Genomic DNA, 12,568 nt, shown 5'->3' on the forward strand with positions numbered 1-12,568 from the left:
ATGAAAGACTGGAAAAACAAATATATTGTATTTTTTGACGGAGACTGTGGTGTCTGTAATTTCTGGGTACAATGGATTTTGGAGAGAGATAAGAAAGACCGATTTATGTTTGCTTCACTGCAATCTGATTTCGGACAGCAGTTTTTATCTGAAAGAGGATTGGAAACAAAGGATTTCAATACCATGTATCTTTGGAAACCGGAACAATACTATTTGATTAAATCGAGAGCAGTACTTAAAATTGCTGACCTGCTGGGCGGGATCTACAAACTTTCAGCCGTTGGAAAACTAATGCCTGCATTTCTAAGCGATAAGGTTTACAATATGATTTCCAGAAACAGAATGAAACTGGCTAACCAAAAATGTTATTTGCCGGATCAGCATCAGAAGAAAAAATTTATTCAGGTCTAATCAGGCAGAGTCTCAATAATACATTTTTCTCTCTTCAAGAAAAGCATTTTTTCCTACCAAAACAGCAAAAAGTCATTCCATAAAAACCTAATCGATTTAATAGTAAAATACATTATTAAGGTTCCTAAAGAATGACTAGTATGATAAATAGATTAATTTTAAATTAATCGCTTTTAGTACTTATTGATTCAGTGACCAAATTGAATAACTATTCGGGGCACATTGGATCTTCACCCATTTATCTCCCTGAGTTGTAGGATACCAGCTTGAGCTTCCTGTAAAATCTTTGATTTGCTGACTGGCCCAATTGGTTTCAATCCATCTTTCCTGCCAGCTTGACGAAGTATTGATATAAACCACAAGCCCTGGATTTCCATTATACCCATTACGTCTTGCAATATATTCATCATTATCAGTATATAATATCGAAGTTGTTCCGGTAGCTTTATTATTATGAATCCAGATTAAGTTATTCAGCCTTTCTTTGTTCAGCCATTCTTCATAATCTCTGTAAAAAATGGTTGGATAGCCTTCATGAGTTAAAATATAAGCGTACGCCGGCATTTTATTGTTAATAATATCCGTGTCATGATTGGCAACAAAAGTGACTGCTTTATAGGGGTTCCTCTTCCACATCATATCATCATTTAAAGCATTCAGATTCCCATTGTCAAAAGCTTCATCCATTTTATAGTAAGCAGCAAAATCAAATACGGAACTGTTTGCATTATTTGCCCACCACTCCAGTGTATTGACATTAGAATCCCATAGTTCACCAACCGAAAATCCGCCCACCTTAGCGTTCCAGGTATTCACTACCCAGGGTCCGAACCCTTTTACATAATCAAATCTCCAGCCATCAAATTTCATCACATTCTTATAATATTTTGCTACAGAATCATCCCTTCCCCATAACCAGTCCTGTACATGAGGATTGGCGTGGCACAGGTCCGGAAATCCACCGAAAGAACCTTCATCATTATTTCCATAAGCATTTTTATAAAAGTCTTCATAGCTTCTTTGAAATTTTCCGGAAGCTACTCCTGAGAAGTTGGTCCAGGTATTCGTTCCGGTATAAGGATTGGCTTCAGACTGCCCACCACTGTTGTGATTGATGACAATATCAGCAAACACCTGCATATTTTCGCTGTGCGCTTTAGTAATCAATGCTTCCAACTCAGTTCTCGATCCAAATCGGGTCTCCGTAGTTCCGTTTTGATTAAAATTTCCAAAATCATAATAATCTGTAGGATCGTATCCCATTGAAAGGGGGCCATTTTGAGCTTTGGAAGCCGGAGGAAGCCATACTGCTCCAATTCCGGCATTGGACCATCCTGTCACTTTATCTTTAACAGTATTCCACCAATTACCGCCTTCAGGAACATCCCAATAAAATCCCTGCATCAAAACTCCCCCACCGGGACCGGCTACAAATTTGCCTTGTAAAGAGCCGGATGCTCCTCCCGTACTGAAAGGCCTCCCGTCATGATGTGTGACATTTACAATTTTGTCGTGTACTTCCTGCTCTTGTGAAGATTTATTGCCAATATCATCATTGTTCTCACAAGAACTGACAAGTGCTAAACCCCATACAGAAAGAAGAAAATATGTTTTTTTCATCGCAATATTTAATTATCAATCTACTAACCAAGTTACAAATTCCTTGCATACAAATTCTTATTCATGTGAAATATTTTAATTTTCAATAATAAATTATAGGAAAGGTCAACTCCACTTTTCATTAAAAAATCATAAATTTTAAATATTCTCGAAACAATTTTTCTTTTAATCCATATATTTGCATACTATGGAATACAATACCCAAAAAACTCAGCTTCATATGCCCGAATACGGCAGAATTATACAACAGTTGGTTGAGCGCTGCAAAGAACTTGCTTCCAAAGAGGAAAGAAGTGAAATGGCTATGGCAATCATCGATTTTATGGGTCAGAGAAACCCACAACTTCGTGACGAAGAAAATTATAAACATAAACTTTGGGATCATCTTTTTATTCTGGCAAATTACGATTTGGATGTAGATTCTCCTTATCCATTTCCTACAATGGAAGAATTGGCAGAAAAACCTAAAAGGATGGAATATCCAAAACTTCAAGGTGACTTTAAGTTTTACGGAAAAAGTATTCTTCAATTGATCGAAAAAGCAATTGAGCTGGAGGCGGGCGATGAAAAAGAAGCCCTTATCGAAGTGATTGCCAACAATATGAAGAAATCTTATAATGTCTATAATAAGGAACATGTGACGGATGATGTTATTTTCCGCCACTTGAAGGAACTGTCTGAAAACAGGTTGGATCTTACAGGAATTGATTCTCTTGAAAAAAGTAAAATCTATTACACCAGTAACAACAACCGAAATAATAACAGCAACAGTAACAATAATAGGAGTAATAACAACAGCAATAATAAGAACCAACCTAACAAAAGAAGACATAACAATAATCATAAAAACAGAAAATAATGAGTGGAACATTTCAAATACGAGGAGGAAAAAGATTGCAGGGTGAAATAACTCCACAAGGAGCTAAAAATGAAGCTCTTCAAATTTTATGTGCAGTTCTGTTAACTGATGAGGAGGTTACTATTAAAAATATCCCGGATATCCATGATGTCAACAGATTAATTGAAATCCTGGGCGACTTTGGGGTAAAAATCACTAAAAACGGACATGGAGATTATACGTTCAAGGCCGACAAAGTAAATTTCGATTATATAAAATCCAACGAGTTCAAAAAAGATGGTGCTAAACTGCGTGGTTCTATCATGCTTATGGGGCCGATGCTGGCTCGTTATGGAGAAGCGTATATGCCTACTCCGGGGGGTGATAAGATCGGGAGAAGAAGATTGGATACCCACTTCCAGGGATTGGTAGAGCTTGGTGCAGAATTTAATTATGATGAAGAAGAATATTTTTATTCTTTAAAAGCTACTGAACTTAGAGGAAAATTCATCCTGTTGGAAGAAGCTTCCGTAACCGGAACGGCTAATATCGTAATGGCTGCCGTACTGGCAAAAGGGAAAACAAGAATCTATAATGCTGCTTGTGAACCTTATCTTCAGCAATTGTGTAAAATGCTGAACAGAATGGGTGCAAATATTTCAGGAATTGGCTCTAACCTTCTTACCATTGAAGGGGTTGATTATCTGAGAGGAACTGAGCATACGATGCTTCCGGATATGGTAGAAATCGGATCATGGATAGGTCTTGCTGCAATGACAAAATCTGAAATCACCATTAAAAATGTAAACTGGAACCAATTAGGGGTTATCCCGAATACATTCAGAAAACTGGGAATTCAGCTTGAGCAAAGTGGTGATGACATTTATATTCCTGCTCAGGAACATTATAAGATCCAGAAATTCATCGACGGTTCTATTCTTACCATTTCAGATGCACCATGGCCAGGGTTTACTCCGGATTTATTGTCTATTATCCTGGTAGTAGCTACTCAGGCTAAAGGAAGTATTTTGGTACACCAGAAGATGTTTGAATCCAGATTATTCTTTGTTGATAAATTAATCGATATGGGTGCTCAGATCATTTTATGTGATCCACACAGAGCTACCGTAATCGGATTGAACCAGGAAGCTCCGTTAAGAGGAACCACAATGGTTTCTCCGGATATCAGAGCCGGAAATGCACTTTTAATTGCAGCACTTTCTGCAGAAGGAAAATCAATTATCCACAATATCGAGCAAATCGACAGAGGATATGAAAATATCGATGGAAGACTAAAAGCTATTGGGGCTGATATCGAAAGAATATAAAATTATTTTTATTACTATAGAGCGTTCAGAGTGATCTGAGCGCTCTTTTCTTTGTTTACAGGGTTCAGGGTCTGGATGAAAATTTTGCGGTAAAAGTAATTGTTGCCGGCTGTTCCCCATCAGATCTTCGGTTTGTGATCTCCAGTAATTATAAAGGAAATCTTAGCTTTTACATAAAAAAGTGCCCGATTAAAACCGGACACTTTGAGTAATTAAAACTATATGAATCTCCCTTAAGAATATTTCCGGCAGAGATACTCTACCGTTGTACTCAAAAGTTTATTTTTATTCAGATAGAACTCTAGGTTCTGATAATCTTCTGAATTGACATTAATATATAACTGTACTGTACCAAAACTGTATCCGTTCACATATTCCACATTAGCAGACAACACTCTATGACAAATGCCCAATTGATTATAAATGGTATTCATTAAATGTTCGAATTTCATTTTCCCATTTAACTCTATTTCCAGGATCAATTCTTTTTTAGGCAGGGTAATTTTGTTTTGCAAAACCTGCAGGCCAGGATTAGGTGTAATCATCACTAAACATTTTTGGTTAAACACTTTCAGATTGTATTGCACTCTGCATTAAATCTGTGACAAAAATATAAAAAAATATTAGTCTACCAAATTAGTAGACTAATATTTTTAAAACTTTAACAAAAAAAAGAAGCCATTATAGCTTCTTTTACCTTTTTTTTATAATTCTTTTATTCTTTCCAGCTTATCTGAACCAGCCAATCCATTGGGGTTACAACCAGGTTCTCCTTCCGGAACCTTAAGATTTTTCTTTTGATAAAATTCTTCCCAAAAAACATTTATTTTTCCTGTCTTAGGATCTATGAACGTCATGGGTTCCAATTTGAAAATATGGTTTTCTCTAAATGCCCTTTCAATAAAATCTGAACAATAATAGGAGTTTTCGTCCAGGATATAATTGAAATTATAAGGTTTACCCAGCATTTGATTTGCTTGATCAACAGCTGATGGAATTGATTTCTGATATTCAGGCTTTAAACGGTATACCACGACTTTCTGGCCGTCTTCTTTCTGATCCTGAAGAAATTCTTTTAATTCCTGCTTTTGTGATCCTCCTTTTGGAGCTGCATGCAATACAAACAGCCTGTTTCCATTTTTTTCTAAAATACCAATATGATCAAAAGAAGCAGCTTTCTGCTTTTGTGTCACATTGTTAATTGCTCCGGAAAGTCCGGTTTCTTTTGCCGTTACAAAAAGTAGGTCACCGTTTTTAAGCTTTGATATTGGAGAAGCACTACAATTGACAAGCAGTACAATCAAAAAGAACAGGCTTCCTGCAAAGTTCATTTTTTTAAAAAAAGATATATTAAATCTTAGCATTCTGATATTGTTTCGCCGCCAAAATTACAAAATAGAATTTATTACATTTGTAGGAAGTATTGATCTATTCTTCATATCAACCCAAACATTCCCTATATTCCTATGCCACATATTTTACTCGTTGAAGACGATGACAGACTTTCAAAATTGATGACCAAGGGACTTCAGGAAGCTGAGTTTGAAGTAACGGCAGCCTATGATGGAATAACGGGGCTTAAACTGGCATTACAAAAAGATTTTGATCTGATCATCACAGATATTGTCCTTCCTAAAAAAAACGGCCTTGAATTCTGTAATGAAATAAAGATTTTAAAACCCAATCTTCCGGTGGTAATGCTTACTGCTCTCGGAACGACGGACGATAAGCTGGAAGGGTTTGATGCCGGAGCTGATGACTACCTAACCAAGCCTTTTGAAATGCGGGAGCTGGTGGCCAGAATTAAAGTTCTTCTAAAACGTTTTTCACAACAGAGGCAGCAAAAAGTTTTTGTTCTTAAATATGAAGGCATTGAAATGAATCTGGAACAAAAAACAGTCAGCAGAGATCAGGTTCCCATAAAATTGACTCCAAAGGAATTTAATCTTTTGAAATTCATGCTGGAAAACTCTGAAAGGGTACTTTCCCGCGGTGAAATTGCGGAAAAAGTATGGGAAACCCATTTCGATACAGGAACCAACTTCATTGACGTATACATCAATTATCTAAGAAAAAAAATTGATAAAGATTTTGAAATTAAGCTTATTCATACCAAAGCAGGTATGGGATTTATCTTAAAAAAAGATTACGAAACGGGCATCATACATTAACCAAAGTGAACTAAAAACAAACGGATGAAAATAAGAACCAGGCTTACACTCCTTTTTACCCTAATCACGGCAATGCTTTTAGGGGTTTACAGCTTTTCTATTTATTATTCTTCCAAAGAAGCCAGAGAAAAATCTTTCTACAGCGAATTGCAAAACGAGGCTATTGCCAAAGCTGATTTGTTTTTCCAAAGCTCACTCCCGGAACAGGAAATGCATAAGCTGTACAAAAATAACAACAGAACACTTAACGAAGTTCAAGTCGCTATTTATGACTCTAATCACCAGCTCATTTATCATGACGATGCAAAAGTTGATTACGTAAAGGAAACTCCGGCGATGCTCTCGCAGATATTTCAAAAGAAAAAAATCAACTTCTTTTTAAACAACTTACAGGTTATCGGGATGGTCTATCATCATTCCGGAAAATCCTATGCTGTAACCGCTGCTTCCTATGATAAGTATGGGTATGAATATCTCACTCATCTTCTTACCATTAGTATTATCGCTTTCATCAGCATCCTGATCCTGATTTACCTGGCCGGCATATTCCTTTCTAAAAAAGCATTGAGCCCCCTGAGTGAAATGGTGAATCAAATTAAAAAAATTACTGCCGGAAAATTACAGCTGCGCTTAAAAACGACCGGAGAAAAAGATGAACTTAACGAGCTTGCCCAGAATTTCAACGGAATGCTGAAGCGTCTGGAAAATTCTTTTGACTCTCAAAAACATTTTGTATCCAATATTTCACACGAACTCCGCACTCCATTATCCGCAATTATCACTGAGCTGGAACTGGCTTCTGAAAAAGAACAAACCAAAGAAGAATACCGGCAGACCATCCGATATGCGTTGGAAGATGCACGGAATATGGCCAAACTGTCCAACAGTTTAATGGATCTTGCCAAAGCAAGCTATGATCCTAATGAAATCAGCTTTTCTGAAGTACGCCTTGATGAAATACTTCTGGAATCTTACACCAAAATAACAAGAGAAAATCCGGCGTATAAAGTTTCTTTGAATATAGAAAATGAGGTGGAAGAACATCAGCTGATCACACAGGGAAATGAATATCTGCTGCAGGTAGCTTTCAATAATCTTATTGACAATGCCTGTAAATATTCCCCTGAGCATATATGTTCAATAGATGTGATAGCCCATAAAAACACACTTTCAATCAGTTTTACCAATACCGGCATCATTATTTCCAGGGAAGATTTACAGCGTATTTTTGAACCCTTTTACAGAAGTGAAACCTCAAAAAAGGAAAAAGGCTATGGTATCGGACTATTTCTGACAGAAAAAATCATTCATCTTCATCATGCAACAATTTCTGTAGCATCAGAGCATAATAAGACCATTTTTACAATACAGTTTGAAATACCAGGATCCTAATCATTTAACGATTTTCACACTACTCCACTGAAGTTTTACTGAAAACAGTAGTTCCTATACTGGCTGCGATCACACAGGCAATGGATATCCACTGTAAAAAGGTTAAACTCTCGGATAGGAATAATAATCCCGAAAAAGCAGCAAATGCAGGCTCCAGGCTCATCAGAATACTAAAAGTTTTGGCCGGAAGTTTTTTAAGTGCCATCATTTCCAGAGAAAACGGTAGCGCACTGGATAAGATAGCAACTCCAAGTCCCTTTATAAAAAGGGTTGGTGTAAGATTGAAAACCGCGCCATCCCAAATGGTAAAAGGAATAATCACAAGACTTGCAAATAACATCCCGGTAGTAACAGCATCTTTTCCATCCATTATTTTAGCTACTTTTCCGCCCATTACAATATAACCTGCCCAAAACATCCCTGCCAGAAAGGCCAGTCCAAGCCCCAATAAATCTATATTGTTACTCTGCCAGGGCACGATAAGTAAAATCCCTACACAGGCCAATAATGCCCAGACAACATCCAGTAACTTACGCGACAGTGCGAGAGCCAGGAATAAAGGTCCGGCAAATTCTACCGTAACAGCCAGCCCTAGCGGAATTCGCTGAATAGCCATATAAAAAATAAGATTCATCGCCGCCAGTCCGATACCGTACAGAGCACAATATTTCCATTTTTGTTTCGTGAACTGCAAAAATTTTGGACGGTTAATCAAGGTGAGCAAAACAGCTGAGAGTACAATTCTTAAACTAACGGTACCAATAGCGCCGATTGCAGGAAAAAGCTGCTTGGCAATGGAAGCCCCACCCTGCACGCAGATTATTGCTAAAAGTGTAGCAGGTATAGCTACATTAGACTTTTTCATTTCTAAAATTTATAACTTATAAAACAACTTTGGAAAGAATTTTCCGGGATTAGGCAAACTCTTATTTTATCATTATAAACCGGGAAATTCCGAATGCAAAATAGCTTGCCAGCAAATGTATTGAAATTTTAGCGTTCAATATGGGTACAGTTTTTATTTATTAATAAGACTTAGTTAATGAATATTTCCTAATTATGTTCTCCAAATCCTTTCAAGGTTTCCTACTATTCTATCCGGTTCAGATGATGATGTACGGTGAGAACATAGGTCTTTTTTTTAAATCCTATACACAATATCATTTGACACTTTCCGATGTATACATTCATTTTCAAAGGTCATTTTCCTTCTGTTTTCTCTAATCATTTTCTAATAACATTCTAAAGCTTTTCTAACGGCTTCTCCCCAAAAGGAGGAATACCTTTGCAGCAAATAAAAACCACTATGGATACCGATCCTTCCCATTATTACCATAACTAGGCATTCAGCAATATATCTTTCTGTATATCGGCTGCTTGCCATACAACAAAAAAGATTATGAATACACTAGAATTTACCCTTCGTCTTTTCACAGCATTCCTCCTGGGTGCCGGCATTGGTTTCGAAAGACAGTGGCGTCAAAAAAGTGCAGGCCTCCGTACCAATACACTGGTATGCCTGGGCTCTGCGGCCTTTGTACTGCTTTCCATCAGAATCGGCGGTGATGCTACAGGCAGAATAGCTTCCTATATTGTGAGTGGTATAGGTTTTCTGGGAGGAGGTGTTATTATGAAAGACGGTCTTACCGTACGGGGACTCAACACTGCAGCTACTATCTGGTGTTCAGCTTCCGTAGGAGCCCTCAGCGCTATAGGACTTCCTTTTGAAGCAGCTATTACCAGCGGATTTATTATTCTCACACATGTCATTCTCCGCCCTTTAGGAGTAAAGCTTGGCAACAATATCAGCAGCAGAAATCATTATACCGAATATTTAATCAGTATCAAATGTAAAAGTGAGGTGGAAAACCACATCCGGATACAGCTTATGCAGTCTTTAAGCGGGAATGATAAAATATTACTGAAATCTCTCACCAGCGATGATAACTGCGTTCCTGAAAATGCCATCATTACAGCAGAAGTGCACGCTTCTACTCCACAGGACAGTTTCATGGAAAAAATAACCAGCAGACTTACTATTGAAGATAAAGTCATCAGGGTAAGCTGGGAAATTATAGGTACTGAAACTGATTTATAACATTTAACACCAACCCTGAAGCCATGTTAAAAAAATATTCCAACAAAAATCTCAACTCCGCAGCTCTTGTAAAATTGAAAGAAGCTGCATCAGAGAACGAAAAAATGATTTATGCTATGCTGGAAACCTCAGAAGAAGGGCTTAGCGAAAACACCGTAAAAGACCGTTTAAAAATATATGGTAAAAATGAAATTGCCACTCAGAAAGCACCTTCATGGCTGAAGCAGTTTGCCCATTCTTTTTTTAATCCTTTCAATTATATCCTTGCCTGTATTGCCGTGATTTCATTATTCATTGATGTTATCCTGGTGCCTGCAGATGAAAAGGACCTCAGCACCAGCATTATTATTTCAGTGATGCTTCTGTTCAGCACCACCCTAAGATTCATTCAGGAGTTCCGCAGCAATAAAGCAGCAGAAGCTTTAAAAAGAATGGTAAAAACCAGCTGCCTTACCAAAAGAAAGTTTAAAGAAAGTGAGGAAATAGATATCAGTGAAATTGTTCCCGGTGATATGATCATACTTTCTGCCGGTGATATGGTTCCTGCCGACTGCAGAATTATGAAAAGCAAAGATCTCTTTATCAGTGAATCCATTCTTACCGGGGAAGCATTACCTGTAGAGAAAAATGCTCTTCCCATCAAAGATGCAAAGAATCAAAACCCATTATCCTTACAAAATATCTGTTTTATGGGAACTAACGTGGTAAGTGGGTCAGCCACGGTTGTGGTAGCTAACACTGGTATTTTCACCTATTTCGGAAGCATCAGCAGAAGCCTGGTTTCCAAAAGATCCGAAACCGCTTTTGATATAGGTGTCAATAAAGTAAGTTTTCTGCTTATCCGGTTTATGCTGGTGATGACCCCCATTATTTTTCTTATCAACGGATTGGTAAAAGGAGACTGGATGCAGGCTTTATTATTTGCCATTGCAGTAGCTGTGGGACTTACCCCGGAGATGCTCCCTATGATTGTTACCGCCAACCTTGCGAAAGGAGCTGTTAATATGAGCAAGAAGAAAGTCATCGTTAAGCGGTTGAATGCCATTCAGAATATTGGTGCCATGGATATTCTCTGTACTGATAAAACAGGAACACTTACCCTGGACAAGATTGTACTGGAAACTCATCTCAATGTTCAGGGGCTTGAAGATGATGAAGTATTGAAATGGGCTTACCTCAACAGCTATCATCAGACCGGGCTCAAAAATCTGTTGGACCAGGCTGTTTTGGATCATGCCGAGGTTCACAACATGATGAAAGCAGATGAACTGTATCTGAAAGTAGATGAAATCCCTTTTGATTTTGAAAGAAGAAGAATGTCCGTTATCCTCAACACTTCCAATGGTAAACACCTGATGATTTGCAAAGGTGCTGTAGAGGAAATGCTTTCCTTATGCAAATATGCTTTAGATCCGGGAGAAGACAACAGTTTGCATATTGAGAATGATAATATTGTTCCTCTCGATGAATGTATGAAGCAGAAAATCATCAGAATGTCTGAAAAGCTCAATGCTGAAGGGTTACGGGTTTTACTGGTTGCAATCAGAGAATTTGACGGAAACCATCCATTGAATTATTCTGTTGCCGACGAAAATCATCTTACACTTACCGGTTTTATAGGATTCCTTGATCCGGCAAAGCCATCGGCGGAACCTAGTATCAAAGCTTTACATAAGCTGGGTGTGGAAGTAAAAGTAGTAACCGGGGATAATGATATTGTCGCTAAAAAGATATGTCATGACGTAGGGATTCCCGTTACCATGATTATGCTTGGTGATGAATTAGACAACAGAACCGATGAAGAGCTTAGTAAAGACATGGATCTTTATTCTGTTTTTGCAAAAGTAAGTCCGTTACAAAAGCAGCGTATTGTAAAAATACTGAGATCTAAAGGGCATACCGTAGGATTTATGGGAGATGGGATTAACGACGCGGCTGCCATTAAGGAAGCTGATGTTGGTATTTCCGTTGATACCGGTGCAGACATTGCAAAAGAAAGCGCAGACATCATCCTGTTGGAAAAAGATTTAATGGTTTTACGCAGTGGTGTAATCTACGGCAGAAGAACGTTCGGAAATATCATTAAGTATATAAAAATGACAGCCAGCAGTAACTTTGGAAACATGTTCAGCATGATCGGAGCCAGTGCATTACTTCCGTTTTTGCCAATGCTTCCGCTACAGATTCTAACCCAGAATTTACTCTATGATATATCACAGTCTTCCATCCCTTGGGATACAATGGATAAAGATTTTCTGGAAAAACCAAAAAAATGGGAAGCCGACAGTATCAAAAAGTTTATGCTGTATATAGGTCCTTTGAGTTCTATTTTTGATTATCTGACTTTTGCTGTTATGTTCTTTATTTTCAAAGCCAATACCCCAGAGCATCAGAGTTTATTTCAGACAGGATGGTTTGTAGAAGGATTGCTTTCACAAACCCTGATTGTACATATCATCAGAACGAAAAAGATCCCTTTTATCCAAAGCTGGGCAACCGCCCCTGTAGTCGCTTTAACAAGTTTAATCATGCTGATTGGAATACTGATTCCTTTTACTCCCTTAGCTGTATATCTGAAAATGCAACCTTTACCTATGGGGTATTTTCCTTATCTGGTTGTCATGCTTACTGGATATTGCATCCTCACTCAGTTCGTAAAGCAATGGTTCATTAAAAAATTCGGACAGTGGCTATGATAAGTGTATGGCAA

At 37.8% G+C, this 12,568-nt stretch carries 11 protein-coding genes; 7 read left to right on the forward strand and 4 right to left on the reverse strand.

Annotated features, from left to right (window positions below; translation table 11 throughout):
• Positions 1–411, forward strand: a complete 411-nt coding sequence (locus tag DRF57_RS07660; RefSeq protein ID WP_047490421.1) for a thiol-disulfide oxidoreductase DCC family protein — start codon at positions 1–3, stop codon at positions 409–411.
• Positions 412–591: 180 nt separating this feature from the next.
• Here DRF57_RS07660 and DRF57_RS07665 read toward each other — a convergent pair whose 3' ends face one another.
• Entirely contained in the window at positions 592–2,031 is a 1,440-nt protein-coding gene (locus DRF57_RS07665) for an alpha-amylase (protein WP_047490419.1), read from the reverse strand.
• 187 nt (positions 2,032–2,218) lie between these two features.
• Between DRF57_RS07665 and DRF57_RS07670 the strand changes: the two genes are divergently transcribed.
• Positions 2,219–2,890 (forward strand): DUF4290 domain-containing protein, encoded by a 672-nt coding sequence (locus DRF57_RS07670; RefSeq protein WP_047490416.1) that lies wholly within the window; start codon positions 2,219–2,221, stop codon positions 2,888–2,890.
• Positions 2,890–4,197, forward strand: coding sequence for a UDP-N-acetylglucosamine 1-carboxyvinyltransferase (gene murA, locus DRF57_RS07675; RefSeq protein WP_047490414.1), 1,308 nt, complete (start codon positions 2,890–2,892; stop codon positions 4,195–4,197). The genes DRF57_RS07670 and murA overlap by 1 nt, the downstream gene beginning before the upstream one ends.
• A 233-nt stretch (positions 4,198–4,430) precedes the next feature.
• Here murA and DRF57_RS07680 read toward each other — a convergent pair whose 3' ends face one another.
• A complete protein-coding gene (locus DRF57_RS07680; protein WP_047490408.1) occupies positions 4,431–4,742 on the reverse strand; it encodes an NIL domain-containing protein in 312 nt (103 codons plus the stop codon).
• Between the two features lie 159 nt (positions 4,743–4,901).
• Positions 4,902–5,528, reverse strand: coding sequence for a YiiX/YebB-like N1pC/P60 family cysteine hydrolase (locus DRF57_RS07685; protein ID WP_167449351.1), 627 nt, complete (start codon positions 5,526–5,528; stop codon positions 4,902–4,904).
• Between the two features lie 135 nt (positions 5,529–5,663).
• Between DRF57_RS07685 and DRF57_RS07690 the strand changes: the two genes are divergently transcribed.
• Complete coding sequence (locus tag DRF57_RS07690; protein WP_115917733.1) at positions 5,664–6,368, forward strand: response regulator transcription factor; 705 nt, start codon at positions 5,664–5,666, stop codon at positions 6,366–6,368.
• 24 nt (positions 6,369–6,392) lie between these two features.
• Positions 6,393–7,760, forward strand: a complete 1,368-nt coding sequence (locus tag DRF57_RS07695) for a sensor histidine kinase (protein WP_115917735.1) — start codon at positions 6,393–6,395, stop codon at positions 7,758–7,760.
• 19 nt (positions 7,761–7,779) lie between these two features.
• Here DRF57_RS07695 and DRF57_RS07700 read toward each other — a convergent pair whose 3' ends face one another.
• A complete protein-coding gene (locus tag DRF57_RS07700) occupies positions 7,780–8,625 on the reverse strand; it encodes an EamA family transporter (RefSeq protein ID WP_047490400.1) in 846 nt (281 codons plus the stop codon).
• 534 nt (positions 8,626–9,159) lie between these two features.
• Between DRF57_RS07700 and DRF57_RS07705 the strand changes: the two genes are divergently transcribed.
• On the forward strand, positions 9,160–9,858 hold the full coding sequence (locus tag DRF57_RS07705; RefSeq protein WP_115917737.1) for an MgtC/SapB family protein: 699 nt from the start codon (positions 9,160–9,162) through the stop codon (positions 9,856–9,858).
• A 23-nt stretch (positions 9,859–9,881) separates the two neighbouring features.
• Positions 9,882–12,554: a magnesium-translocating P-type ATPase gene (gene mgtA / locus DRF57_RS07710; protein WP_047490395.1), complete on the forward strand. Its 2,673-nt coding sequence runs from the start codon at positions 9,882–9,884 to the stop codon at positions 12,552–12,554.
• Positions 12,555–12,568: the final 14 nt, after the last annotated feature.

Origin of the sequence: Chryseobacterium rhizosphaerae (assembly GCF_003385455.1) — a bacterium.
Lineage (GTDB): Bacteria > Bacteroidota > Bacteroidia > Flavobacteriales > Weeksellaceae > Chryseobacterium > Chryseobacterium rhizosphaerae.